The following is a 26,100-nucleotide window of genomic DNA, read 5'->3' as shown; positions in this document are numbered from 1 at the left end:
CGCGCCCGGGCCGGGTGGTGGCCGCCTCCGCGCCGAGGCGGGCGGCCACCGCAGCGGCTAGAAGCCGGCGGGGGTGGCGGTCTTCTCCGCCTGCTTGTTGCGGTCGGGCGTGAGCAGCCAGGCCGCGACGATGCCGCCGATCGCGCCGAACAGGTGCGCCTGCCAGGAGACGCCGTCGCGCGGGATCAGGCTCCAGAGCAGCGCGCCGCCCCAGATCACGCCGACCGCGATCCCGACGGCCAGCTCGAGCAGGCGCCGGCTGAAGATGCCGCGGGCGAGCAGGTACGCGGCGTAGCCGAAGACGAGGCCGCTGGCACCGACGGTGAGGCTGTGGCTCGGCGCCGTCAGCCAGGTCCCGAGGCCGCCGATCAGACCGACGATCAACGTCACCCAGAGCACCCGCTTGGCGCCGTTGAGGGCGATCACCGCTCCGAGGAGCAGGAACGGGACGGTGTTGGAGAGCAGGTGGCTGAAGTTGGCGTGCAGGAACGGGCTGAAGACGACCCCGTCGAGCCCGCTGACCTGCCGCGGGATGATCCCGAACTGCTCGAGGCTGTCGCTGCTCAGCGCGTTGATGATCTCGACGACCCACATCACCGCGACCATCGCGGCGACGAGCATCACGCCGGCGGCCCGTTGGTCGCGTTGCGCACCCTGGAGGACGATCCGCCGACGAGAACCCTCTTGCGTGCTCATGCCTGAACGATCGCGCATCGAGCGGCGGCGCGCCATCCCACCGGACGATCGGCCTCGGTGGCCGTCGGCGAAGGCCCGCCGACCGTCACTCGGTGGTGGTGTTGGCGACGATCTCGGCGGTGACCTCGCGGACGTCGTGGTTGGTGTCGTAGACCAGCACCTGACGGTCGCCGCCGGTGCCGCGGGCGAGGATGTCGGAGATCCCCTCGAGCGCGTCCGCGGAGCCGAGCTGCTCGGCGTGGGGGCGGAGCCGCTCGACCAGCCGCTCGGCCAGCTTGCGGGTGCTGACGCGGTCGCTGGAGGGCAGGTCGACCAGCTCGCCGTCAAGGCCGTGGATCGCGGCGAGGTACTTGTTCTCGTCGAGCATCTGCCACGGGTAGTCGCCGAGCGGCTCGCCGGCGTCGTAGTGGGCGGCCAGCTCGTGGGCCATCGCCTGGATCAGGGCCGCGAGCGCGAGGGTGTGGTCGAGCCGGGTCTGGCCGTCGCAGACGCGGACCTCGACGGTGCCGAACTTCGGCTGCGGGCGGACGTCGTGCCAGACGTAGGTCGGGTCGCTCATCACGCCCGAGCGCATCATGAACTCGATCTCGCGCTCGTAGCGGTCCCAGCTGCCGTAGGCGAACGGCACGCCGACGCGCGGGAAGGCGCGGAAGATCGACGTCCGGGTCGACATCAGCCCGGTGCGGTCGCCGCGCCAGAACGGTGAGTTGGCGCTCAGCGCGAGCAGGATCGGCAGGTGCACCCGGAGTCCGTCGGCGACGTGGATCGCCTGGTCGGGATCGTCGATCCCGACGTGCACGTGGAGGCCGAACAGCAGCTCCTGGCGGGCGACGAACCGCAGCTCGCGGACGAGATCGCGGTAGCGGTCGTGCGGGGCGATCCGCTGGTCCTCCCAGAGCCCGAACGGGTGGGTGCCGGCCGAGCCGATCGCCAGCCCGTGCTCGGCGGCGCGGGCGGCGACGTGCGCCCGCAACTGCCGCAGCTGGTCGCCGACGACCCGGGTGTTCGGGGTCGGCTCGGTGGCGATCTCCAGCACCGACTCCATCAGCTCCGGCTTCACCTCCCCGACGGGCGCATCACCGACCAGGGACTCGATCGCGCTGACGAGGTCGTAGCTCTCGGCGTCGACGATCATCAGCTCCTCCTCGATTCCGATCGAGAACGGGGTGCGGCCGGGGGCCGGGCGGAAGCCGTGCTCCATGGCGCCGACCCTAGACAAGCGAGGGGCGGGGTGGGACCGATCGGCTCAGATCCGGCGGAGCGCGAGGACCGCGCCGCCGAGCACCAGCAGCGGGACGATCGTCCGCCACGGATCGGGCAGTAGCAGCCCGAACAGCATCAGGATCACCGCGGCGAGGACGCCGAGGGTGAGGGTGATCCGGCGCCGGTCGTCCGGGGCCCACTCCTGCAACTCGCGGGTGCCGTCGACGCTCAGCATCCCGCCGATCCCGAGGCCGATCAGGGCGACCAGTGGGACCCAGGGGTTGTCGAGTCCGGCGATGCGGGCGATCGTCGCGGCCAGGAACGCGCCGAAGTAGGCACCGATCACGACCATTCCGACGCGGCGTAGGACGAGCACGCGAGCAGTCTGCCACGGACCGCGGCGCCTCAGCCGTCGACGCCGAAGCTGACCGGCTGGAGCCGCGCGGCGTCGACCAGCCCGTGGTCGGTGATCTTGAGGTCCGGGATCACCGAGAGGCCGAGGAAGCTGAGGGCCATGAACGGCGACGGCAGGTGGACGCCGCGGGCGACCAGCGACGCGTCGAGCCGCTCCTGCTCGATGTGGACGTCACGGGCGGAGCGGTCGGAGAGCAGCCCGGCGACGGGCAGCGGCAGCTCGGCGATCACGCGGCCCTCGTCGCAGACGACCAGCCCGCCGCCGAGCTCGCGCAGGCGCTCGACGCAGGCCAGCAGGTCCTCGTCGCGGGTGCCGACGGCGATCACGTTGTGGGCGTCGTGGGAGACCGTCCCCGCGAACGCGCCCGAGCGCAGCCCGAAGCCGGTCACCAGCCCGAGCCCGATCCGGCCGGTCGCGTGATGGCGCTCGATCACGGCGATCTTGGCCAGGTCGCGGTCGGGGTCGGCGAGGACCAGGCCGCCCGCGACGCGCGGCTCGACGACCTCCTCGGAGGTCAGCAGCTGGTCGGGGATCGCGCGGATCACGCGGACCCGGCCGCCCGGCGCGGCGAGCGCGAAGCTGCTTGCGGTGACGGGCGCGACGTTGACCGTGTCGCGGACCCAGGCCGGCGTCGGGTTGGCGTTGGTGGCGAACGGCGTGCGGGGCCAGATCGCACCGGACCCGGTAGGCGTCCCGGGAGGCGTGGTGGACGGGGGCGCGGTGGAGGCCGAAGAGCCGGCCGTGCTCGTGGCGGTTGACGACGGCGGGGCGGGGGAGGCGATGGCGGACGGGGACGCGGCGGCGTGATCGCCCTCCGCGACCGGGCGGCCGTCGCGGGCGACGACCCGTCCGGCCTGGATCACGGTCGAGGGGCGGAAGCTCGTCAGGTCGTCGAGCAGCAGCAGGTCGGCGGCCCAGCCGGGAGCGATCGCGCCGACCCGGTCGAGGCCGTGGCAGCGGGCGGCGTGGAGGGTCGCGAGCAGGATCGTGTCTTCGGGGCTGATCCCCTCCTCGACGGCGATCCGGCACATCTGGTCGATGTGGCCCTCGTCCAGCAGGGTGCCCGGCTCGCGGTCGTCGGTGCAGAAGGCGCAGTGCTCGGGGCCGTGCTCGCGGACGAGCGGCAGCAGGTCACGGAGGTTGCGGGCGTTGGTCGCCTCGCGCAGCAGGACCCACGCGCCCTTGCGGCGCTTCTCCAGGGCCTCGGCAAGGGTGGTGGCCTCGTGGTCGGTGGAGACGCCGGCGGCGAGGTAGGCGTCGAGCATCGCGCCGGTGACGCCCGGAGCGTGCCCGTCGACCTTCGCGGCCTCGTCGACCAGCGCGAGCGTGGCGAGCGAGTGCGCGTCGCCGTGGGCGACGCCGGGCGCGTTCATCATCTCGCCGATCCCCCGCACGCGCGGGTGCTGGAGCAGCCCGCGGAGGGCCTCGGCGTCGAGGGCCTCGCGCGGGGACTCGAGCGGGCTGGCGGGGACGGTCGAGGGCGCCATCGCGTGGACCGAGAGCGGGAGCCCGTCACAGGCGTCGAGCAGCCAGCGGACCCCGTCGGCGCCGAGCACGCCGGCGATCTCGTGGGGGTCGACGACGATCGTGGTGGTCCCCAGCGGCACCACCACCCGCGCCAGCTCGACCGGCAGCAGCTTCGAGGATTCGATGTGCATGTGCGCGTCGATCAGCCCGGGGATCAAGAACTTCCCGCGGCCATCGATCACCGGCGTCGCGTCGTCGACCAGCGGTTCGAACCCGGCGATCACGCCCTCGACGACCGCCACGTCCAGCTCGAGCCACTCCTTCGTGAACGAGCCGAAGACCTTGGCCCCCCGGATCACCAGATCCGGCGTCGCCGCTCCGCGGGCGACGGCGAGCAGGCGGGGCGAGGGGGAGGGCATGGGTTGAGGATTTCAGGTCGGGGTGGAGGGGTGGCGGGGAGAGCTGGCGTCGGGGTGCGGCGGGCGGCTGGGCGGGCTGGGCGGGTCGGGAGGGCGGCGGGCTGGCCAGGCTGGCGTCGGGGCTGGCGTCGAAGGGGTCGGGGTGCGGGGGCCGGGCGGCTGGTCGGGCGACCCGGGCGGGTGCGGCGGGCGGGTGCGGCGGCAAGGCGGTACGCGCCGGAGGTCTGGCGGGCAGGTGGTCGGGCGGGGGGGGGCTCGACGTGGGCGAGGCCGGGGAGCCGGGGCGGGTGCGGCGGAGAGGGCCGGGAGCGGCGGAGAGGGGCGGGGGCGGCAAGGCCGTACGCGGCGGAGTCATTTCGCGTCGGGCTTCGGCGACCGGGGTCATTTCGCGTCGATAGGCGACGCGAGATGACCCCAGAATCGTGGCGCGACGCGAAATGACTCCGGAAAGGCGGGGCGCAGGGTCGGTTGGGCGAGGAGGACCGGGGTCGCGAGCCGGGGTCGAACGGTGGGCGGGCCGGCGGTCGGGCGTGGACGCAGCGGGGCGCGGGCTAGTGCGGCCGCCGGAACGAGCTGGGCGGGGCGGGCTGGGAGACGGTGCCGGGCAGGCCAAGTCCGGGGCGGGGCCCAGGCACTGCGTTCTCGTTGAGGTTTGCCACCTAGGCGGTGGTCAACCTCGAACAGAACGCGGACGGGGAACTGGGTGACGTTGCTATTGCCGCGGAATTGGTCCTTCTTCTGCGGAGAGGTCCCGATGGGACCTGTTCGACCGCGCCACGCTCAGCCTGAGCGACGAACCCGAGCTCCTTCTACGGAGAGGTCCCGATGGGACCTGTTCGACGCCCGAGGTTCGAGAGCGGCACCTTGGAGCCGAGCGCCCTTCTACGGAGAGGTCCCGATGGGACCTGTTCGACGGCGGCATAGCCGGCGGCGGCACCACCCGCGCAACACCTTCTACGGAGAGGTCCCGATGGGACCTGTTTGACGCGCGGGTGGCGGTGGACAGCGCCGTCAGCCTGGCGAGCCTTCTACGGAGAGGTCCCGGTGGGACCTGTTCGACGCTGTGCTGACGGCACCCGTGCCGCAGTTCCAGATCCTTCTACGGAGAGGTCCCGATGGGACCTGTTCGACCCGCCGAATCTGGTCCTCGCCGGCACCTGCCTCGATCCTTCTACGGAGAGGTCCCGATGGGACCTGTTCGACGAGAACCCACGGCCGCCCCCCTTCGTCCGGGTTCGCCTTCTACGGAGAGGTCCCGATGGGACCTGTTCGACACACGCGGATGCATCCGTGCCCAGCCAAAGCGAACGCCTTCTACGGAGAGGTCCCGATGGGACCTGTTCGACAGTCCGCGCCACGACGCTGAGGCGTGGTCTGCTGCTCCCTTCTACGGAGAGGTCCCGATGGGACCTGTTCGACTCGCAGTCGCCGGTCGACGAGGACGGCAACAAGCTCCTTCTACGGAGAGGTCCCGATGGGACCTGTTCGACAAGTGCCGCACCTTGAAGTCGATCGCGTCGAACCACCTTCTACGGAGAGGTCCCGATGGGACCTGTTCGACACCTCGCCGATTCGCATGGACTGGAAGGCACGCGCCTTCTACGGAGAGGTTCCGATGGGACCTGTTCGACCAGATCCGGCGGACGGCGGCGCTGTCGGTGTAGTCCCTTCTACGGAGAGGTCCCGATGGGACCTGTTCGACGCCGTCTCCGGCCACTTGGGCACCTTGGACGGACCGACCTTCTACGGAGAGGTCCCGATGGGACCTGTTCGACAGCTCGCCTACCTCGTCGACAAGTACTGCCTGCGCCCTTCTACGGAGAGGTCCCGATGGGACCTGTTCGACGGCTCGCTCGGAACGGCCGCCGTACGCAGGAAGTTTGCACGCAGACGCGAGAGGTCGTCGCCCGACGAGGCGCTTCGGGGCAGTCTGGCGGCCCTGTCGGCGAACAACTTGATGATTTGCAGGGAGTTCGCGATGCGAGCGGTCCCCGGGGTTTCGGGCACCACCTCACCGCTCGCATTGCGATGCGCCGGGGAGTCATGTTCGAGGTGGCGAGCGTGGTGCCATCCCGGCGGAGGTGCCGAAGAAGCAGTGTCGGCGAGCTGAGCGCCGGACGAGACGCTCCGTCGAGGTCACCAGAAAGCCCATGCCCAGTCGGTCGTCTGCTTCGTCAGACCCTACATCCGCGTTCGGGGCGAACCCGGGTTTCGGCTACGAAGCTCGCCCGACGGATGTACACGGCCCCAGGCATAGCTTCTACGTCGAGGTCTCAAACCGGTTCGGTACGTCCGTCCGATTCGTCGTCCGCGGCCGAGAAGTCGCTTCCACGCAGAGGGACGTGTTCGACCAGCGACCGGCACTCGGTCCCGGACATCAGCTCGGTGCTTCGACGCAGAGGTCTCTCTCAGAGACCCGTTCGACTGGCGGCTACCGGCGCCGGCAGAGGTCTCTCAGAGACCTGTTCGACGAGACCGTGTGGATCACGATGGACCTCGGGTGGATGCTTCTACGCAGAGGTCTCTCAGACCTGTTCGACCTCACTCGACGCGCGCAGCTGGTTCATCGAGCCCAGGCTTCTACGTAGAGGTCTCTCCGAGACCTGTTCGACGGCTCGCGAAAAACGGCCCCGATATGCAGGAGATTCGCACGCCGACGCGAGGGGTCGTCGTCCGGAGAGCTTCTCCGAGGCACGTGACGGGGCCGCCGACGCGTAAGGCGGCTATTGGCAGGGACAACACGACGCGATCGGTCCCGGGGGTTCGAGCACGACCTCACCGCTCGCGTGCGAGCTACCTCGCGAGCCGCGCCAGATCACCAGATCGCGGGCTCGTCCGCGTCCGGGATCTTGGGCGCACGCCCCAGATACTCGACGCGTCGGCTCGCACGACCCTGCGGCGGGCCGAGGTCGAAGATCGCCACGTGATCCTCGTCGAGCTGCATCTCCTTGCGGAGGGCGGCGCGCAGGCGGACCAACTCCTGGAGCGTCAGATCGCAGACGTAGACGGAGTCCTGGATTCGCTCGCCGTGATCGCCCACGACATCGTGCACCCGCTTCAAGCGCCGCGGGTTCCGGATGTCGTAGGTCACGAGGAAGCGAATCCGCTCAGCCAGCTCAGCGGCTCGCCGGCAGTCACAGTCGTGGAGCGCGCCGCCGATTGCTCCGCGCATGTGGTTACGCGACGCGCTCTCCCCACCGGAAGACGGCGACCATGTTGTTGATCGGAACCGATGGCGCGCGGTACACGCCGGTGATCCCGCGGGCGGCGAGCGTCTCGGTGTCCGGCTCCTCTGCGTGGATCTGAGCCAGGCTGAGCAGCTGCCGCAAGCACGTGAGGTCTGCGCGGAATGACCACGTCGGCCACGACAGCACCTCCAGGTCGGTGACCAGCGGCCCGCCGACGACCCGGTGCCCTCGACGCACGACCGCCACCGGCGGCAGAGCGAGAATCCCGAGCCAGAGCAGGCGGTAGAGCAGTACGGAATGACTTCCGACATCGGAGGGGGTACGCCCGGTGGTCCCACCGAAGGTCTGGACTTCAGGGACGAGGCCAAGGCCGCGGCCGGACTTGCCGTTGCGCCAAACGGGTCCCTTCGTCAACTCGGTGGCGAGCGCAGGCACCTTTAGCGGGACCTTCTCGGTTACACCGGAAAGATCGGCCTTCACCCCGCGCAGTAGCCGGCTACGGCTCGGCACTCCGGCGTTGTCGAGCGCAGCATCCGTCACCAGAGCACGCAGCAGCCGGCCGTTGGCCACGCGTGTGGAAGCGTTGATCGGTTGGCCGGAGGGGTCGGTGGTGGTCGGATCATCGACGTCCCGCCGGAGCTGCTGGAGATCGGCAACCGGGTTGCCGGATTCTGCGCGTTTCGTCGCCGCTGCGAGTATCGGCTTGATCGCCTGTCCAAGCGGGCCACGCCACGGAATCAGGTCTGGGCGAGGCCACGGTGCGGTGATGATCGCCTCGGCAATCTGCTCGGGCGTCCGATCGGTTTCCAAGTGAAGCCGCTCTCCATGCTTCGTGTCGCGCCAGAGAGCCGATCCAGGCACGCCCGCATCCTCCAATGCGGCAAGCAGGCCAACGGTGGCGATCGGCATATACGGCGCTTCTGGCCGCATCCACGTCAGGTCGAAGCTCATCAGTGCCCCTCCGCGGAGACGGTCCGGTCGGCAAGCACCAGAAGGGATTCCAGATAGGCGAGTGTCCACGCGCCGTAGCGCGCGATCAGGCATGCGAAGCGGCGCATCGACGCACCGTCATCCCACGCTTCTTGATCGTCGCCGCGGGCGGTTCCGGCCACTCCGGCGATATCGACATGGAACGGACGCGGTGGGGCTCCCCCACGAGGAACCCGGGGGAACGGGCGGCCGAAGCCGTGATGAGACGTCACCAGATGCAGCACCAGCTCCACGTCGATTCCGCCTCCCGGAGCTTCGAGCAGACCGGTCACGCGCCCATGCTCCAGGGCGTGAATGAGAATCGCGGCCGATGAGCGTTCGTGCCGCCAGCCGACCGGCAGACCGGAGGCTTTGCGGGCCGTTCGGTCGGCACGGCGATCGTCGGTGCCGAACACGCTCTTGGCGATCGGCTCGGCGAGTGGCGGTGCCGCCCCGCCGTGGTAGTACGCCTGCATCAGCGGATTGGCTTTGCCGTGGTCGTGGGCGCGGGCGGCGAGGACCACCGTTCGGACCAGTTCTTCCGAGAGGCCGGCGGCCCGGGCGAACGATTCGGCGCGGACCGCGACCGCTTGGGTGTGGGCCGTCAGGCTCGGGGGCAAAGCCCCTCGGGGTCGAACTCGGTCTCGGTAGGTGCGGAAGCGGCGGCTACCAGAGTCGCGGTTGACGGGTATGAGGACCCAGCCGTCGCTGACCATCGGCCGGTCCTCGCCGGACATCAGGGGAACACGCGCCAACTGGCCGGGGGAGGCATCGACGGAGACACGCTGGTCTTCGGTGTCGAGGAAATACCCGGCCAGGTCGTCGATAGGATCAGCCAGCTCGGGCGGCGGCGGGGGGGTCAACCGGCGCAGTTCGACCGCACGGGCGTCGAGCAAAGCGACGGCTGGATGACCGTCCAAGGCGGTCAGCAGGGCGTCGATCGCCGCACGCCGGCCGTTTGCGGTCTGGGCCCGTTCGATCCGGCTTTCGCTCTCCGCCGCTCGCCGAAGTACGCGGCTGATTCGCTGGGCGCGGGGACCAGGCATCGGGGTAACGGACGCCAGGGCGCCGTCGAGCGCCTCGCGGGTGAGGCGGACCGGTACGGGTCCGGAAAGACCGTCGGCGGCTGGAGCGGCCTGGAGGTCTGCGGCGACGTCGTTTCCTTCCGACGACTCGGGGGCCAACCCGAACGAATCGACGCAGCCCAAGGTGGTCGGCAGTACGAGCAAGTCTCCGGGGCGGATCTGAGCGATCGTGATCGTTCCCCCCGCTCCGCTCCGGGCGTGCGGCGCTCGGAGCAGTTCCTCCTCCCCGGTACGCCTCACGAAGAACGGAATGCCGTCGAACCGTGGTGCCATCGGGTTGTCGCGCGCTTGAGGTTCCGGCGGCGCATCGCCTTCGACATCGCTACCGCCCAACACGAGTTTCGTCCTGCTCGCCGCTGAAGCAGGAAGGTCACCCAGTCGGATTCGGAGGAGGTTGCGTGCGGCTGAGATGCTCAGCGATAGCTGCTCTTCGGGAGTCGGCGGCGCGAGCCGCAGCAACGCATCACGGTAGATATCGGCACCTTCGCTCTCGTCCTCAGGGCAGAGATCGCTCCGCCAGCAGAGCGTCACATCGCTGACCGGGTCTGCATCGATCCCGCGCAGGAACACGTCAACGTCGGGGTCGGCCAGGTGATGAGGACGCGGTGAGGTCTGGATGAGCAGGTCGATGGTGGCGTCGGTCAGCTCAGGAGCGCGAGACGCTCGAACGGGATCCGGTGCCGGGGGCGAACTGCGCAGAAGTGCCGCTACGGAGACGTCGATCCCCGCCTCGGTCTGCTCGAGGCCTTGCAGCCAGCTCCACGCGTCTGGTTCCTCATCGCGGTACAGCGGAAAGTCCTGATGGCGGATGACCGTCGCCCTGCCGTGTCTATCGCCTCCGCGGTTGAGCCTCCCGAACCGCTGGGTGAGGGCGGAGGCCGACGCGGATTGCGTCACCAGTGCTTCGACGCTGGCATCGAGACCGACTTCGAAGGCCTGGGTGGCCACCACGATCAGCGGGCGGTGGGGTACAACACCGTCGAACAGCACCTTGCGATGGGTCGGCCCCGCGCCCCGCCCGGTCGCATTCATCAACGCGGTACGGTCGGCCGGACGTTGCGGGCCGATCAGCAGCATCCGATCGGCGTCGGTCTGCGCCTCGAGACGGTCGAAGACCCGGCGTGCCGTGCGGACGCTGTTCACGACGCAGGCGATGCTCATCGCTCCCTGTGCGCGATGCTCGCTGATGGCGGCCAGCAGCGCGGTCTCCTGGGCAGCATCGGATGCGCCGGTCGGTTCGACCAGAGTGGCGGTCTTGGGGCCAGTCAGGCGCAACCCGAGCGCGACGCCGTCCGCGTTCGTCAGGGTGATTGGAGCTTCGGCTTCGGGCGTGACACGGGGCGTTGCGGAAAGCACGATCAGACGCGCCGGCGGGACCGTCGCAGGGTGTCCGAGGCGTTGGCGAGCGACCACCGCCGCCGCGGTCTGTCGAAACGGCTCGACGATGTGCGCCTCGTCGAGGCAGATCGTCGTGTCGCATGCGGCGAGCGCAGCCCCGAGGGGGAGCGAGCGCTCGCCGAGACCGAAACCGCGGAACAACAGTCGCGATCCGATCTGCGCGACCGTGCTGGTGATGATCTCGGCCTGCATCGGATGCTTGGCCAGGTCGGGGGTCGCGACGCCGCCGCGCCAGCGGGTAACCGCCAGTGGCGGGCCGGCGATGGCGTCGAGATTGGACGTACCGGCCTCTACTGGCGTCTTGAGCCGTTGGAGACGGGCGGCTAGCTCGTGCAGCGGATGAGTCGGCTTTGCGAGCGCCTCGGTGAGCTGGTCGGCGAGCACAGTCGCCTGGGCGTGTACCTCGTCGACGAGCAGACGGCGGTCGATCGCCCAGACGATCCGTACACCGATGGTGCGATCTCGGGGGAGCCGCTCGGCCTGGGTCGCCAAGGCCCAAACGAGAGCGTCGACGACGGTCGTCTTGCCGCTACCGGTGGGGACGGCGATCGTCAGGGGTGCCGCGGGACCTGGCCCTTTGGTCTCCGGCGTCGTCCGTTCAGGGGCTGAAGGCTGCTGCTCTCGCGCGAGCTGCTTGGCGAGCTTGAGCTGCCATGGGTAGGGAATCCGTCCTTCGCGGGCGGTGACGACGAACCGCTCGAAGTCGATCACGCCGCCGCCTCTCGCGAGTGACTACCGTCGTCGCCCGGGGCGCTAGGGCGCCCATCGATGGCGCTGTCCGCCGCGTGATCGGGCACGCACAGTCCGACTCCGAAATGGCGAGCCCGTCCGAGAATCAAAGGGCCGACGACTGGGCGGTCGAAGGTGATCCGCAGATGGCTGCGCGGGCCTTGGAGCGGCCCACGCCAGGCGGCCGGAATTGCGGTGTCGGCGAGAAGGCGATCCGGTGCTCCGCCTAGCGGCGCGTTGCGCAGGACCTCCACGGAGAGTGGTTCCGGAAGTCCGACGTGGCGACAGTCGGCCGCAACCTGGCGGAAGACACCGCGCTCACCGGTCGACGTGCGCCGACGTGCGTGAACTACCGGCACGACCGTCTGCCACACCCTGGAAGGCTCGCGGTAGCGCGCTTCGCGCAGGGTCATCAACACGGGACGGTTCGGGTTCGAGAGCCGCAGAAAGAGTCGCCCGGCACCGGGGAGATCGACCCAACGGCGGTCGTCGCCGAGAACGAACCGACGAAGGCCAGCTTCTACGTGGAGTCGCTGCTCGGCGACGTCGGGCAGACGAGCCTCGTGCGGGAGCAGCACTGCTATCCCGCGAACGATGCCGTCTGCGGCGACGGTGCGCTCTCCGACGGCGTCGCGCGACCGTTTCGTGCGGACTGGGATCGTGCCGACGAACGGCAACGGGACGATCGCCGCGTGGGGTTCGTCGCCGTGCCCGCGGAGGACAGGGGGAGCCTCTCCTGGAGCGCCGATCGGCGCGTAGGCGCCGAGTAGTGCTTCCCGGAAGGCGCGGGCCAACAGGAAGGTGGCGGCGGCCTTCGGTCGCAGTTCGCTCGCGGTCGAGTCCAGTTCGACGACGATCATGTCGCCCCAGTGGGCGGGGTCGAACGGCGTTCGAGCGAGTGCCGCCCGTCGACGGGACAGGCGCACGTACGATCGGGTGCGGCCGACCGCGATCGACGGCGTCTCGTCAGCTTTGGCGACTGCGATTGCTGCGTTCTCGGCTGCCTGCCTGCCGCCATTTCGGGCTTCGTGGCGAGCGTCGAACGCACGGAGGACGTCCTCGTCGAGGACACGAACGCCGAGGTCGCCCCGATGCCCTGAGCCGGCGGGCTCCCACAGGTCGCCATCGTCGTCGGTCAGCGGATCGGTCGCCACGCACACGACCACCGGCGAACGGGAGGTCCCGAGGAACGTGACCTCGTCGGCGAGGGAACGGAGGAGGACCAGCTCGGTGTCGCTGAGGACGAAGCTAGGCCAGCGCAACTCGATCGACTGGTCACCGACTGCGACCCCACCCTTGTGGACCTCTGTGCGTTCGCGGCCCAGATTTCGGGTCGAAAGACCACCTTTCTTGATCTCGCTGTCGCCAGGATTGCGTGGGGCCCAACGCGATGGCCCACGGAGCCCGGCGACGATGGTTCGCCCTGCATCGGGGAGGGCGGAGATCTCTGAGACGTCGGCCATCTCCGGGGCGATGATCAGTGGTGGAGCCTCGGTGCAGAGACGCTGGAGCAAAGCCCGCGCCGCGTCGATATCGACGACGCTCGTCTCATGGGCGGCACCGAGCAGCGCGCCCACCAGTCGGACGGGGCTCGGCGGCCATTCGGGCCGCCCAAATGACGGCGCCGAGAGCGCGTAGTAGACGCCGAGCGGAAAGCGGACCTCGACCCGCAACACGGCTAGCCTTGCTTCTTCGCGTTGGTGATCGAAGCGGCCACCAGGCCGTTGAGGGTGCTTCCGGCCTGAAGGTCGATCTTGCGGTCCTTGATGCCGACGGTCGTGACCGCTTCATCCAGCAAACGGCGTGCTTCGACGACGTCGAGGTCGAACGGCTGAGGATCGCTGCCGGGGCGAGCGATCGAGAACCGCATCGGTCCGCTGGGAACGAATACGGCGCCGGACCGCAGATCCCAACCTTGATCGTCACGCAAGAGGAGCCCGTAGAGGGCAAGCAGAGCGAGCAAGGCCCGCACGTCGGTTGGGTCGTAGCGCTTGAAGTCGAGCCTCCGCAGGGCGGGAAAGGAGAGGTAGCCGATGTAGCGGGCCCGCTCGATCGACACCGTTTGCTTGGTGCGCTGCGGGGGAATCGAACTGAGGCCGAGCTCGGAGAGCTTTTCGCCCTTGGGCAGCTCGCTGGCCGAGCCGAGGTTGAGGGGATCCCGCCGGGCTGCGATCGGCTGCTGGACGATCGGGTCGATCCCGATCAGTGAGGTGGTCAGGCTCCGAGCGATCCGTAGCTGTCCGTGGGGGCCCTTCCGGTGGGAGTCCCAGACGCCCAGCAACAGGTCGTGGGTCGAGGTCTCCAGCAGTGCATCGAGCTCGCCGGTATGAGCCGTCGTCAGGTCCTGGCCCTGCGGCGTGTCCTCGAACTTAACGCCCGCTTCGTTCTCCGACAACCGCAGCCAGGCATCGAAGGTGCGATGGGGCATTTCTAGGGTGCTGACCGCAATCGACGAATGGTCTCCGGTGGTGATGGTGGTTTTGGCGACCGGCAGTGGGTAACTCTCGGCACGGTACAGCGCTAGCAGCGCCTCCTCGACTCTGTTGGCGGCCGATCCCACCGAATCGAGCTCCAAGACGTTCCGCGTTTCGCCATCGATCAACCGCGGGTGGATCTCGAGGGGGCCTTCGTACGACGGCGGAGCGGCGGTCAGGTCTCCGGCCGGGCGAAGATCGAGGCGGATCTCGATACCCGCGGGTCGGTTGGGTGCTGGGGCGGAGGCAAGGCCTTCGCGGAGGGCGGAGAGGAGCGTTGACATGAATCTATGTCCCTGTACGGATGGGCTGGCGGTGACGCGCGGTCCGGGGATCCTCTGGGCGCGTCAATGCAAACGACGTCGTCTTGCGGCGTCGCCAAGGGGAGCTGCGGATCGCCTGGACGGGCGCGCCGTCCAGGCGATATCTTCCGCGCTGCTGGCCGCTAAATGCGGCCTCGGACTTGCATAGGGGCCTAGGCTCCTTCGTTCGAGGCTGGCCGCGGGCTGGTGCGGCGGGGCGCTCTTGCTGTTGAGGCGGGCGCCCCGCTTCGTTGTCGGATGGGCGACCTCGTGTCCGACCGGGAGACTTTCTCATGTTCGAAGCGGCCCGTCAAGGGGCCGTCGACGAACGCAAACGGTGCTTGGCCCGTTCAAAATCGTTGGCTATAAATCGCTGTAAACGACGCCTAATTCCAAGTGGCCTATACCAGGGCCAGAAGCGAGACTTTGATCCGGAACTCGCTAGTTGGCTGCGCGCACGCTGTCCGATCGGGACCATTGGGGGACTGTGAGGGCGACCGCGGTGCCAAAGACGGACCACGGCTATAGGGGGAGGCCCTTTGAGGCCTGCTGGACCGCAACGTCTCAGCCGCTAGACGACGTCCAATTCGCTTCTACGGAGAGGCCGTGAAGGCCTAGAAGGCAGGTACTCGCCTGATGGACACTGCGCGTTCCCGCGCTAGGGAGAGCCCTCAGTGAGACCTGTTCGGCGGGCCCGTCCAGCGGTCGATCGCCGACGCCAATCTTCTACGGAGAGGCCCCGACGGGACCCGTTCGAGTCAGGCTGTTTGGCGGGCCTCGTCGAGGGCCCGCTTCTACTGAGAGGTCTCAACGAGACCTGTTCGGCGGCTCGCCGGATACGACGATGATATGCAGGAGGTTTGCACGTTCACGTCGGAGGCGCCGCGAACGGCGATTCGGGATCGCCTGTGCGGCGCCGATCGCTACCGAATTCAGAGAGACCCCGGCGCGAGTGGTGGCGGAGCTCCGCCACCGCACCGCTCCCCATTGAGCTTGGCTGATCCGATTCTGGGCTTGACCTCGCGACCTGGGCTATGGCTCACCATTGCGGCCCGTGACTGCCGCCGACCGAGCGGAACTCACCCGGGCGAGTAGGCGATCGATGGCCCGCTCAGGTGCGTCGGGTCGATCGCCGGCCAGCGGGAGATCGGGAAGGCGGCCGCGAGCTCCCGAATTTGTGCGAGATCAACGGGCGGACGTATGATCCACCGCGTCGAGGAAGCTGCTCAGGCGGCCGACGAGCCCGTTGTAGCGATCGTGGGCGGTGGCGCGATCCACGTCGGAAAGCAGATCGTAGAGCCGGTGTCCGGCGGGGGCGTCGAGGCTGCGGGCGGGAACGTCGAAGCCGGCGGCGCGCAACTTGGTGGTAGCCATCAGGACCAGCGCCGCCTCGACCGTGTCGTTTTCGGCAGCCAGATCTGTGATTCCGGCGAGGACAAGATCGTTGCCGGGAAGATCGTGGAAGTCGTCGAGGGCTTGGGTAGCGGGCGGTCGGGGCATGGTGAACGGCGAAGTGCTTCTACGGAGAGGTTGCGAAGAACGCGCAGGTCGGCGCCCCGACAGGCTCCCATGGTGTCGAACATCATCCGGCTTCTCTACTGAGAGGTCTCAACGAGACCTGTTCGACCACGTGCCGGCGTCGCACCGCTCGCACGACTACGGGCTTCTACGCAGAGGTCTCTAGGGACCTGTTCGACGTGACGACGCGGCGCGCGCCGAGCGCGTCTTCCTCAACCGGCTTCTACGGAGAAGTCTCTAGGCGACCTGTTCTGCTCGCCGCCGAGCTCGCGCCCAAGTTGGGCACATCGCCGCGGCTTCTACGGAGAGGTCTCGACGAGACCTGTTCGGCGCGGCGACCTGCAGCGCGCGGATCGCGGCGTTCTGCCCGCTTCTACGGAGAGGTCTCGACGAGACCTGTTCGACTCGTGGGTCGAACTCCGGGTGGCCTCCGGCGGAGCGCTTATACGGAGAGGCCTCAAAGAGACCTGTTCGATCTCGCGCGCCGACGTCGACCGCAAACGCGCCAAAGAGCTTCTACTGAGAAGTCTCAGCGAGACCTGTTCGGCCGTGCTTGAGGTGGGCTGGCCGACGGCGTCGAGATAGCTTCTACTGAGAGGTCTCACCGAGACCTGTTCGACGCTCTTGCTCCCGGGCGAAGACGCCGCGCCACTTCTGGCTTCTACGGAGAGGCCTCAACGAGACCTGTTCGACGAAGCGGTGATCTTCCAGCCCTCCTCGACGAGCAGGCTTCTACGGAGAGGCCTCAACGAGACCTGTTCGACGGCTCGCAAGATACGGCCGCGATATGCAGGAGATTCGCACGCTCGCGCGAGAGGTGCGGCAAACGGCGGCCGTCAGATCGCCTCGTCGGGGCGCTTCCTCTTCGAACCCGTCCGTTTGCAGGAAGAACGAGGCGCGAGCGGTCCCCGGGATTTCGGGCACCACCTCACCGCTCGCGTCGGGGCTCATCGATTTCATCGATTCGCTGGCCGTTCGCCTGCTCCGCGGCCACAACGATGACCGGTTGACCCTAGGCGCCCACCACGTGCTCAACGTCAGGGCCGACCACTGGCCAACCGGCCGGACCACCGGACCGAGACCCTCGAGATGGGTGAGTCGCCCTCGCCCCGCACCTACCCGGCCGCCGCCACGGCCAGCAACCGCCGCGCCTTCAGCTCCGTCTCCCGCCACTCGCCGTCGGGGTCGCTGTCCCAGGTGATCCCGCCGCCAGTGCCGAAGCGGAGGGTCGGGCCCTGGCGCCAGAAGGTGCGGATGCCGACGGCGAGCTCGGCGGTGCCGGCGTCGGCGTCGACCCAGCCGATCGCGCCGCAGTAGGGGCCGCGGGGGACGGGCTCCAGCTCCGCGATCACGTCGAGGGCGGCCAGCTTGGGGGCGCCGACGATCGAGCCCGCCGGGAAGGTCGCGTCGAGCAGGTCGGTCCAGCCGACGTCGGGGCGCAGCCGGCCCTCGACGGTCGAGACCAGGTGGACGAGGCCCGGGAACGTCTCCGGCTCGCAGATCGCCGTCGCCCGGACCGAGCCCGGACGGCAGACCCGCCCGAGGTCGTTGCGGACCAGGTCGACGATCATCACGTTCTCCGCCCGGTCCTTCGGCAGCAGCTCGTCGACCGTCGGCGCGGTGCCCTTGATCGGCTGCGAGACGACGCGGTCGCCGTCGCGTCGCACGAACAGCTCCGGCGACGCGCAGGCGACGTCGACGTCGTGCTCGGGCAGGAAGACGTGGGCGGCGTAGTGGGCGGGGTGGCGCGCGGCCAGCCGCTCGTGGAGGCCGTGGAGCGTGACGCCGTCCTCCAACGACGCGCGAAGCACCCGGCACAGGTTCACCTGGTAGACGTCGCCGGCCGCGATCCGCTCGCGGATGTCGACCACCCGCGCGCGGAACTGGTCGCGGTCGAGGCTGCTCGTCCAGGCCTCGGCGGGAACCGGGGGCCAGGCGGTGGGCGGCTCGGCCTCCAATGCCTCCCACTCCGTGAACCGGGCCGCGGTCATCCGACCCTCGAAGTCGACCACGACCGCCCAGCGGCCGCCGCCGTCCAGCACGGCCGGATCGGCGGTGACCTCGACCAGGCCGCTCGCCCGCTGCCCGGCGACGATCGCCTGGGCCGGACGGGTCACGCCTGCCTCCCGGTCGGGCGACCACGGAACGGCGTCCGCTCACGACGGGCAGGGGACGGGGGCACCGGCAGCGTGGGGCCGCCGATCCGTCGTCCGCTCGACGTCCTCGCTGGCACGTGCCGCGCCCGTCGCCGCTCAGGCCGTCAGCTGCTCGAGCTGGTCGTAGAGCTCGGCGACCTTCGCCTTCGCCTGCTCGTGACGGGCCGTGTTGCGCTCGGTGTTCTCCGGCGTCGACCAGGCGTCGGGGCCGGCCAGCTCCACCTCGAGCTCGGCGAGCGCGACCTCGGCCTTCTCGATCCGGTCCTCGAGCTTGGTGATCTCGCGCTGGCGGTTCTTCGACAGCGCGGGCGCGGCCGGCTTGGTCTTGACGGCCGTACCGCCACCGCCACCGCCGCCGCTCTTGCCACCTGCGGCCTTGCCGCTACCGCCGCTGCTGCTGGCGGCGCCGTTGCTCCCGGAGTCCTTGGTCCCGTTGCCCGACAGCGGCCCGCTGCTGGACTTCGGCTCGGCCGGCGCGTCCTTGCGCGCGGCCCGCTCGGCGGCGAGCCGGTCCTCGCGAACCTCGACGTACTCCTGCCAGCCACCGAGGTAGCTGTGCAGCTCGCCGTCCTCGACGGCGACCGTGCGGGTGCCGACGACCTCGAGCAGCGCGCGGTCGTGGCTGATCATGATCATCGAGCCGGGGAAGTCCTTCAACGCGTCCTCGAGCGCCTCGCGTGACTCGATGTCGAGGTGGTTGGTCGGCTCGTCGAGGATCAGGACGTTCGCGCCGGACGCCACCAGGACCGCGAGCCCGAGGCGCTTGTGCTCGCCGCCGGAGAGCCCGTCGAGCTCCTTCTCGGCGTCCTGGCCGGAGAACAGGAACTTGCCCAGCAGCGACCGCGCCTCGTTCGGCTTCAGGCCCGTTGCCTTGATGCACGCCTCGATGATCGTGCGGGCGCCCGGGAAGTGCAGCTCCTCGCCGTGCTGGCTGAGGTAGCCGACCTGCACGTTGTGCCCGGTCCGGATCACGCCGTCGGCGAGCGGCCGGCGGCCGGCGAGCGTCTCGATCAGGGTCGTCTTGCCGACGCCGTTGGGGCCGACGAGGCAGACGTGCTCGCCGCGCTCGAGCCACAGCTCGGCGTCGCCCAGGAGGATCCTCGCGTCGGGATCGCTGACCATCGACGTGGCCCCGGTGTTGATGTCCTTGTGGACCGTCGGCGGCGGGACCTCGATCCGGCCGTGCTCCAGCTCGTAGATGATCTTGCCGGCGCGCTCGGGCTTCTTGAACTGGAAGCCCATCGTGCGGGTGTCGGTCGGATCGCGGGTGATCCGCTCGATCTTGTCCAGCGCCTTGACCCGCGACTGGGCCTGCTTGGCCTTGGTCGCCTTGGCGGCGAAGCGGCGGACGAAGTCCTCCATCCGCGCGATCTCCGCCTCCTGCTTGGCGATCGACTTGCCGAGCGCCATCTCGCGCGCAGCCTGCTCCTTGCGCCAGTTGTGCCAGGTGCCGGCGAAGAAGCGGGCGCGGCCGGCCTCGATCTCCAGCACCGAGGTGCCGACGGCCTCCAGGAACCAGCGGTCGTGGGCGACCAGCACGATCGCCGACTCGTAGTTGATCAGCGTCTTCTCGAGCCACTCGAGCGACTCGAGGTCGAGGTGGTTGGTCGGCTCGTCGAGCAGCAGCAGGTCGGGCTTGGCGCTCAGCGCGCGGGCGAGCGAGGCACGGGTCAGCTGACCGCCGGAGAAGGTCTCCAGGTGCCGGTCGAGGTCCTCGTCGGTGAAGCCGAGGCCGCGGACGATGTCGGCCGCCTCGTCACGCCAGCGGTAGCCGCCGAGCGCTTCCAGCTCGGACTGGGCGCGGGCGTAGGCGTCGAAGACCTCGAGGTCGCCGTCGGCCATCTTCTGCTCGTAGCCGCGCAGCCGGAGCTCGAGGTCGATCAGGTCCTGGCGGCCGGAGGTGACGTACTCACGGAGCGTGATCCCCTGCTCGCGCGGGGGTCGCTGGTCGTGGAGGATGACGCGCGCGTTCTTCTCGAAGCTGAGGTCGCCGCCGTCCTTGTTGGACTGCCCGGCGAGGATCCGCAGCAGCGTCGTCTTGCCCGCTCCGTTGCGCCCGGAGAGCGTCATCCGGTCCTTGCGCTCGAGCTTGAACGACAGCCCCTTCCACAACGGGTTGCCGTTGATGTCTTTCTTCAGGTCGGAGGCGATGAGGACGGCCATGGGCGACCCTCCATGGTAAGCGCCCGACGCTCGTCCCGGTGTGCGATGGGGTGGGTGGCGGCTCGGGCTCGCTTGCAGGGACATTTCCCTGCGCACGATCCCGCCGGGCTTTTCACGCCATCGTCACCGGTCGGCCACGAAGTCGTCACTTGGCGGAAGCGCGGTCGGCGGACGCTTGCGGGGCCATGAGCCCTATCGCAGGCAGCTCCGTCCACGTTCCGCCGGCCCTGTCCCGGTGCGACCTACACGTCCACTCGACGGCCTCCGAGCTGAGCAAGCTCGGGATCCAGCGCTCGGTCGGCATGCCCGAGTGCGCGACGCCGCCGGAGGAGGTCTACGCGCTGGCCAAGCGCCGCGGGATGGACTTCGTGACGATCACCGACCACGACACGATCGCCGGCGCGCTCCAGATCGCGGACCGTCCCGACGTCTTCGTCGGGGAGGAGCTGACCGCCTGGTTCCGCGGCGAGCCGCAGGCCGTCCACGTGCTCGTCCTCGGCCTCGACCAGGACGACCACGACTGGCTGCAGGCCCACAACCACGACGTGGTGCGCTGCGCCGAGTACCTGCACCAGAACGAGATCGCGACCGCCCTCGCACACCCGTTCTACGACGTCGAGGCGCCGCTGACGGCGCGCCACCGCCGGCAGCTCGCCGAGCTGTTCCCGATCTGGGAGGTCCGCAACGGCTCGCGGGCGCGGGAGCTGAACGCGCCGGCGGCGACCTACATCGAGACCAGCGGCGGGACCGGCGTCGGTGGTAGCGACGACCACGCCGGAGTCGACGTCGGCCGGACCTTCACGGAGACGCCGCTCGCCTACACGACGGAGGAGTACCTGGCCCACCTCCGGGCCGGGCGCGCGGTCGCCAAGGGCACGCAGGGCGGCGCGGCCAAGTGGGCGCACGCGGCGATGGGGATCGCGATCCGTTCGCTCGGGGTCGACGGGGTCGACGGAGCGAAGACGGACGCGGACCGGGTCGACGGGCCGGAAGCGGCCGGCGGGGTGGACCGGGCCGGCGGGGTGGACCGGGCCGGCGGCGTGAAGACGGACGCGGACGACCGCGGGGTCCCGCCCCGCCCGCGTCCTGCAGCGATCGTCGAGATCGTCTGCCGCGTGATGGGCGAGGGCGAGGTCCGGCGCGGTGAGGACGGATCGCCGGAGGCCGAGTCGATCACGCCCGACGACGCCCGCGCGCTGCTGCGGGCCTGGCTCGACGGCGTCGGGCTGGAACGGCTCAGCGCACCGGAGCTGCTGGCGATGCTCCAGGAGGAGCACTTCGACCACCGCGACCTGCACCGCCGCGCCCTCCGCGCCCACGAGCGCAAGCTGGCCGCCGCGATCGAGCGGGTGATCGCCGCCGCCGGCCGGATCGGCGACGGGACGGCCCCCGACCTCGGCGCGCTCGGCGGCGAGCTGCTCGACGCCCTGATCCCGGTCCTGCCCTACGCGCCCTCGGCGGCGTTCCTCGGCCGCGAGCGCCGCAAGCTCAAGCGCCGCCGCGACGGCGAGCTGCCGCGCGTCGCACTGATCGCCGACGGGATCGGCGGCATGCACGGGGTCACGCACACCCTCGACACGATCCGCGAGCGCGGCGTGCCGGGGTTCGAGGTCGAGGTGATCGGCACCGACCGCAACGTCGATCGCCGGCTGCCGGCGGTGGCCGAGGTCGACATCCCCTTCTACGCGGGGCTCCAGGTCGGCGTGCCGAGCCTGCTCTCGCTGGTCGAGGAGATCGCCGAGGGCCGCTACGACGTGGTCCACCTCTGCGCGCCCGGGCCGTCCGGGGTGATCGGGGCGGCGCTGGCGAAGCTGCTCGACCTGCCGATCCTCGGCAGCTACCACACCGAGCTCGGCGCCTACACCGGGCTGCGCGCGGATGACGCCGGGCTCGAGAGCTACGTCAACCTGGCGATCTCGCTCTTCTACCAGCAGGCCGACGTGGTCCTGACGCCGAGTCCGCAGAGCGACGAGGCCCTGCTTGCCCTGGGGATCTCGGCCGACCGGATCGGCCGCTGGGACCGCGGCGTCGACCTGGGCCGGTTCCGTCCCGACCGCCGCGCTCCAGACGTCGATTGCGGATTGTTCGGAGTTCCCGAAGAGTCGACGAGCGGCGGGAGCGATTGCGGACCGTTCGGGACGTCCGAAGAGTCGACGAGCGGTCGGGGCGATCGCGGATCGTTCGGGACATCCGAAGAGTTGACGAGCGGTCGGGGTGACGGCGCCCGGGCCGGGGGCGGCGGGCGCGACCGGCGTGGCCGGCGGGGCCGGGTCAACGTCCTCTACGCGGGCCGGCAGAGCGAGGAGAAGGGCGTCGGCCTGCTCTGCGACGCCTTCCTCGCCGCCCGCGAGCGTGACCCGCGACTGCACCTGCTGCTGGCGGGCGGTGGGCCCGAGGAGCACGTCCTGCGCGAGCGGCTGGGCGAGCACGCGACGTTCCTCGGCTGGCTGTCCGGCGACGCGCTGGCTGACGCCTACGCCAACGCCGACCTCTTCCTCTTCGCGAGCCAGACCGACACCTTCGGCCAGGTGCTGCTCGAGGCCCAAGCCTCGGGCCTGCCGGTCGTCGCCGTCGCCGAGGGCGGACCGTGCTCGATCGTCGTCGACGACGTCAGCGGCCTGCTGCGCCCCGCCGACCCGCTCGCGCTCGCCGACGCGGTCGTCGCCCTCGCCGCCGACCCGGCCCGCCGCCGCCGACTCGCCGACGGCGGCCTCCAGAGCGTCAAGAGTCGCACCTGGGACGCCGCCCTCGGCCGCCTCGCCGAGGGCTACCACCGCGCGCTGTCGGCCGGGACCCTGCGGGCGGCGCGCCGGGACGCCGAGGCGGCGGGGATGCGGGAAGCGGTGCGGCCGGCGGGGCCGCGGCGGGTGGCGTAGGGGCGGGTGGACGTGGGCGGGTTGCCGCCCGTTGCCTGGGGGACGAGGTCCTCGGGTGGCGGGCGGTGGCTCGCCACCGCCGTGCTTACGACGAGGTCGTGTTTCGACCTGGTGGCTCGTCACGGATCGCGCCGACGATGGGGTGATTTCTTGGGCTTCTGCGAGAGGTCTCTGCGAGACCTGTTCGATGGGCTCCGGTGCAAAGCGGCACGACGCCCGGAATCTGGCTTCTACGGAGAGGTCTCCACGAGACCTGTTCGATTCGTCCAGCGGCAACGTCTCGGATCACTGGGCCGGGCTTCTACGGAGAGGTCTCCACGAGACCTGTTCGATCTGCAGCGCACCATCACCACCGGCCAGACCTACCTGGAGCTTCTACGGAGAGGTCTCCACGAGACCTGTTCGACCGTTGCCCGCCAGCACATGCAGGGACTCCAGCGGCTGCCTTCTACGGAGAGGTCTCCACGAGACCTGTTCGACTGCCCGCGATCATTCTGGCTGGTCGTCCGGCAGCCTTCTACGGAGAGGTCTCCACGAGACCTGTTCGGCACTCCTCGACCTCCGGAAGGATCGGCTGCTCCATGTTGCTTCTACGGAGAGGTCTCCACGAGACCTGTTCGATGGGAATGACGCGACCCTCCTTCTCCAGCGCCTTCATGCTTCTACGGAGAGGTCTCCACGAGACCTGTTCGATGGCTCGCCGAATACGGCCACGATATGCAGGAGATTCGCAGGCTCACGCGAGAGGTGCGGCAAACGGCGCCCGACAAACAGCGCTCCTGACGTGGTTTCACGTCGAACCCGTCCGTTTGCAGGAAGAACATGACGCGAGCGGTCCCCGGGATTTTCGGCACCACCTCACCGCTCGCGTCGGACGCGCAGAGGGCCGCCTGCCAGCCTCGCGGCGCCGCCGACCCGACCCGATCAGCCCTGACCGTCCGGCAACAGCGTCTCCAGCAGCACCGCGACCCGCTCGTCCTGGTTCTCGCGCGGGACCCGGCCGTCGCGGGTGAGGACGCTCATGCCGTGGAGGGTGCTCCACAGCAGCTCGGTCCGCACGCCGGACGGGTCCGGTCCGGTGGCCCGCTCCAGCGCGGCCTGGAGCGCGACGAACCCCCGCACCAGCAGGGCGGGGGTGGCCTCGACCGCGAACGGCACCCCGATCGGCATCGAGAACATCGCCTCGTAGGTCGCGGGGTTGGCGTCCGCGAACGCCAGGTAGGCGAGCACGACGCGGCGGAGGGCGTCCGTCTCTGACGTGGCCGCCGCGGCGGCGTCCTCCGTCTGGGCGGAGAGCTCCTCGAAGCCCTGCATCGCGACGGCGCGGACGATCCCGCTGCGGCCGTCCTCGAAGTGGCCGTAGAGGACCGGCTGGCTGTATTCGATCTCGTCGGAGAGCCGGCGCATCGTGACGCCGGTCCAGCCGTCGGCCTCGGCGATCCGGCGCGCGACGCTGACGATCTTCCGCTCGCGCTTGGCGCGCTCGCGCTCCCGACGTTGCTGCGTGGCCATGCCGAGGACTCTACAGTGCTAGGAAATCTAGCGTCGATCGTTCTGCTAGCGTTGCTAGAAGATCATCGACCGCATCGAGGAGATCGCCATGCTGCACACCATCGGAACCGTTCTCGCCTGGATCGGCGCGCTCGGGATCATCGGGATCGGGATCGCCTACCTGCTGCGGTCGGAGGCCAATGCCGCCGGCTTCGGCCTGCCGGTCCTACCCGCCGCGGATGCTCGGGGCTGGTGGCAGGTGAAGGGGATCCGCGACGTGACCACCGGCCTGCTCGTGATCGCGGTGAGCCTGGCGTCGTCCTCCGCGCTCGGGTTGGTGATGCTCGTGCTCGCGCTGATCCCGTTCGGCGACGCGGCGATCATCGTCGGCAACAAGGGCAACCGCAGGGCGGCGATCTGGATCCACGGAGCGACGGCGGTCGCGATGGTGGTCGCCGCTGCGCTGCTGACCTGGGGGTGAGGGCGTGGCCCTCCCGTGGTGGGTCCGTCCGCTGGCTTGGTCGACGCCGACCCGAGTGCGAGGGTCTCGTGCGTGAATTCCGAACCACGCCGTCGCCCGCGACCGCGCCTCACCTACGCCAACGTCATGGCCAGCGGGGCGATGTTCGTCGCCCTCGGCGGCACCAGCTACGCCGCCACCCAGCTCGGGACCCACGAGGTCAAGGGGCGCAACATCGCGCCGGCGGCGGTCGGCAACTCGAAGCTCGCCTCGCGGGCGGTCACGGGCAACAAGGTCAAGGCCAACGCGATCACCAGCGCGAAGGTGCGGGACGGATCGCTGCTGGCGAAGGACTTCGGCGCCGGCCAGCTGCCCGCGGGAGCGATCGGCCCGGCGGGGCCGCAGGGGGCGGCCGGGCCCCGCGGTGTGACCGGCAGGAGCGGATCCGCGGGCAAGGCCGGTGCGGCCGGGAAGGACGGGGCCACCGGAGCCCAGGGGGCCACCGGTCCGCGGGGCGCGGACGGCAGCACGGGGCCGCAGGGGCCGGCGGGGCCCCAGGGGGCGACCGGGCCGAGTGGGGCCGATGGCGCGCAGGGTCCCGTCGGACCGCGGGGGAGCGTGCTTGCGTTCGCCGACTTCTTCTCGCTCGCGCCGCCGGACAACGCCGCGACCGTCGCGCCCGGGAGCGACGTCTCGTTCCCGCAGGACGGTCCGAGCAGCAGCGGCGGCGCGATCGCGCGGAGCGGACCGTCCACGATAGGCCTGGGCGCGGTCGGGACCTACCGCGTCTCGTACTGCGTGCCGGTCAGCGAAGCGGGTCAGCTGATCCTGACCCTCAACGGCGCGGATCTGGCCTACACGGTGACCGGGCGTGCGACCGGCACCTCGACGATCGGCGGGACGTTCCTCGTCGCCACGACGGTGACCGACAGCGTCCTGACCGTCCGCAACCCGGCGGGCAGCCCGACGGCGCTCACCATCACCCCGCTGGCTGGTGGCGCCCGCCCTGTGGCCTCCCACCTGGTCGTCGAGCGGATCGAGTAGCCGAGGGGATCGCGTAGCTGAGGCGTGGGTCGCGGCCGGTAGTTGCC

Annotated in this window: 16 protein-coding genes and 2 CRISPR repeat arrays; of the genes, 3 read left to right on the top strand and 13 right to left on the bottom strand. The window is 70.1% G+C overall.

The annotated features are described in order from the left end of the window. Window positions 1–57: 57 nt before the first annotated feature. The 12 genes from ACVUH9_RS10720 to abc-f all read right to left on the bottom strand — a co-directional run bounded on the left by ACVUH9_RS10720 (window position 58) and on the right by abc-f (window position 20,182). A complete protein-coding gene (locus ACVUH9_RS10720; RefSeq protein WP_475756698.1) occupies window positions 58–696 on the bottom strand; it encodes a rhomboid family intramembrane serine protease in 639 nt (212 codons plus the stop codon). Between the two features lie 85 nt (window positions 697–781). Then, entirely contained in the window at window positions 782–1,897 is a 1,116-nt protein-coding gene (locus tag ACVUH9_RS10715; RefSeq protein WP_475756696.1) for a carboxylate-amine ligase, read from the bottom strand. Between the two features lie 45 nt (window positions 1,898–1,942). Next, window positions 1,943–2,275, bottom strand: a complete 333-nt coding sequence (locus tag ACVUH9_RS10710; RefSeq protein WP_475756694.1) for a hypothetical protein — start codon at window positions 2,273–2,275, stop codon at window positions 1,943–1,945. A 29-nt stretch (window positions 2,276–2,304) separates the two neighbouring features. Further along, window positions 2,305–4,200 carry an adenine deaminase gene (locus ACVUH9_RS10705; protein ID WP_475756692.1) on the bottom strand — a complete coding sequence of 632 codons (1,896 nt, stop codon included), beginning with the start codon at window positions 4,198–4,200 and terminating at the stop codon, window positions 2,305–2,307. A gap of 734 nt (window positions 4,201–4,934) precedes the next feature. After that, window positions 4,935–6,046: a CRISPR direct-repeat array (repeat unit 36 nt; unit sequence CCTTCTACGGAGAGGTCCCGATGGGACCTGTTCGAC). Between the two features lie 969 nt (window positions 6,047–7,015). Then, on the bottom strand, window positions 7,016–7,372 hold the full coding sequence (gene cas2 / locus ACVUH9_RS10700) for a CRISPR-associated endonuclease Cas2 (RefSeq protein WP_475756690.1): 357 nt from the start codon (window positions 7,370–7,372) through the stop codon (window positions 7,016–7,018). A 4-nt stretch (window positions 7,373–7,376) separates the two neighbouring features. Continuing rightward, window positions 7,377–8,339 carry a hypothetical protein gene (locus ACVUH9_RS10695; protein WP_475756689.1) on the bottom strand — a complete coding sequence of 321 codons (963 nt, stop codon included), beginning with the start codon at window positions 8,337–8,339 and terminating at the stop codon, window positions 7,377–7,379. Next, window positions 8,339–11,551, bottom strand: a complete 3,213-nt coding sequence (gene cas3g / locus ACVUH9_RS10690) for a type I-G CRISPR-associated helicase/endonuclease Cas3g (RefSeq protein WP_475756687.1) — start codon at window positions 11,549–11,551, stop codon at window positions 8,339–8,341. Before cas3g ends, ACVUH9_RS10695 begins: the two co-directional genes overlap by 1 nt. Next, entirely contained in the window at window positions 11,548–13,245 is a 1,698-nt protein-coding gene (gene csb2, locus ACVUH9_RS10685; RefSeq protein WP_475756685.1) for a type I-G CRISPR-associated protein Csb2, read from the bottom strand. The genes cas3g and csb2 overlap by 4 nt, the downstream gene beginning before the upstream one ends. A 2-nt stretch (window positions 13,246–13,247) precedes the next feature. Beyond that, complete coding sequence (gene cas7g / locus ACVUH9_RS10680) at window positions 13,248–14,327, bottom strand: type I-G CRISPR-associated RAMP protein Csb1/Cas7g (RefSeq protein WP_475756683.1); 1,080 nt, start codon at window positions 14,325–14,327, stop codon at window positions 13,248–13,250. Window positions 14,328–15,530: 1,203 nt separating this feature from the next. Beyond that, window positions 15,531–15,845, bottom strand: coding sequence for a hypothetical protein (locus ACVUH9_RS10675; protein WP_475756681.1), 315 nt, complete (start codon window positions 15,843–15,845; stop codon window positions 15,531–15,533). 1,133 nt (window positions 15,846–16,978) lie between these two features. Continuing rightward, the gene (locus tag ACVUH9_RS10670; RefSeq protein ID WP_475756680.1) at window positions 16,979–17,980 is read right to left on the bottom strand and encodes a chorismate-binding protein; all 1,002 of its coding nucleotides are present in this window, start codon (window positions 17,978–17,980) and stop codon (window positions 16,979–16,981) included. Window positions 17,981–18,115: 135 nt separating this feature from the next. Next, window positions 18,116–20,182 (bottom strand): ribosomal protection-like ABC-F family protein, encoded by a 2,067-nt coding sequence (gene abc-f, locus ACVUH9_RS10665; protein ID WP_475756678.1) that lies wholly within the window; start codon window positions 20,180–20,182, stop codon window positions 18,116–18,118. A 185-nt stretch (window positions 20,183–20,367) separates the two neighbouring features. Here abc-f and ACVUH9_RS10660 point away from each other — a divergent pair, with 185 nt between their 5' ends. Further along, complete coding sequence (locus tag ACVUH9_RS10660) at window positions 20,368–23,058, top strand: glycosyltransferase (protein WP_475756676.1); 2,691 nt, start codon at window positions 20,368–20,370, stop codon at window positions 23,056–23,058. A gap of 227 nt (window positions 23,059–23,285) precedes the next feature. Beyond that, a CRISPR array of direct repeats spans window positions 23,286–23,750; the repeat unit is 33 nt; unit sequence CTTCTACGGAGAGGTCTCCACGAGACCTGTTCG. 232 nt (window positions 23,751–23,982) lie between these two features. On the opposite strand, the gene ACVUH9_RS10655 is transcribed toward ACVUH9_RS10660, so the two are convergent. Beyond that, a complete protein-coding gene (locus ACVUH9_RS10655) occupies window positions 23,983–24,570 on the bottom strand; it encodes a TetR/AcrR family transcriptional regulator (protein WP_475756674.1) in 588 nt (195 codons plus the stop codon). 88 nt (window positions 24,571–24,658) lie between these two features. Here ACVUH9_RS10655 and ACVUH9_RS10650 point away from each other — a divergent pair, with 88 nt between their 5' ends. Both ACVUH9_RS10650 and ACVUH9_RS10645 read left to right on the top strand, forming a co-directional pair. After that, window positions 24,659–25,030 carry a DUF4267 domain-containing protein gene (locus tag ACVUH9_RS10650; protein WP_475756673.1) on the top strand — a complete coding sequence of 124 codons (372 nt, stop codon included), beginning with the start codon at window positions 24,659–24,661 and terminating at the stop codon, window positions 25,028–25,030. A gap of 72 nt (window positions 25,031–25,102) precedes the next feature. After that, a complete protein-coding gene (locus ACVUH9_RS10645; protein ID WP_475756671.1) occupies window positions 25,103–26,053 on the top strand; it encodes a collagen-like protein in 951 nt (316 codons plus the stop codon). The last annotated feature ends 47 nt before the right edge of the window (window positions 26,054–26,100 follow it).

The sequence above is a fragment of the Patulibacter ginsengiterrae genome, assembly GCF_056269115.1.
Note: the sequence above shows the minus strand (reverse complement) of the source record. Positions and strands in the feature narration are given on the sequence as shown.

Bases quoted from the DNA above. Each gene is read 5' to 3' on its own strand.
- cas2 (WP_475756690.1), bottom strand. From the start codon at position 7,372: ATGCGCGGAGCAATCGGCGGCGCGCTCCACGACTGTGACTGCCGGCGA.
- ACVUH9_RS10675 (WP_475756681.1), bottom strand. From the start codon at position 15,845: ATGCCCCGACCGCCCGCTACCCAAGCCCTCGACGACTTCCACGATCTT.
- ACVUH9_RS10655 (WP_475756674.1), bottom strand. From the start codon at position 24,570: ATGGCCACGCAGCAACGTCGGGAGCGCGAGCGCGCCAAGCGCGAGCGG.
- ACVUH9_RS10705 (WP_475756692.1), bottom strand. From the start codon at position 4,200: ATGCCCTCCCCCTCGCCCCGCCTGCTCGCCGTCGCCCGCGGAGCGGCG.
- ACVUH9_RS10715 (WP_475756696.1), bottom strand. From the start codon at position 1,897: ATGGAGCACGGCTTCCGCCCGGCCCCCGGCCGCACCCCGTTCTCGATC.
- cas7g (WP_475756683.1), bottom strand. From the start codon at position 14,327: ATGTCAACGCTCCTCTCCGCCCTCCGCGAAGGCCTTGCCTCCGCCCCA.
- ACVUH9_RS10720 (WP_475756698.1), bottom strand. From the start codon at position 696: ATGAGCACGCAAGAGGGTTCTCGTCGGCGGATCGTCCTCCAGGGTGCG.
- ACVUH9_RS10650 (WP_475756673.1), top strand. From the start codon at position 24,659: ATGCTGCACACCATCGGAACCGTTCTCGCCTGGATCGGCGCGCTCGGG.
- abc-f (WP_475756678.1), bottom strand. From the start codon at position 20,182: ATGGCCGTCCTCATCGCCTCCGACCTGAAGAAAGACATCAACGGCAAC.
- ACVUH9_RS10695 (WP_475756689.1), bottom strand. From the start codon at position 8,339: ATGAGCTTCGACCTGACGTGGATGCGGCCAGAAGCGCCGTATATGCCG.
- ACVUH9_RS10660 (WP_475756676.1), top strand. From the start codon at position 20,368: ATGAGCCCTATCGCAGGCAGCTCCGTCCACGTTCCGCCGGCCCTGTCC.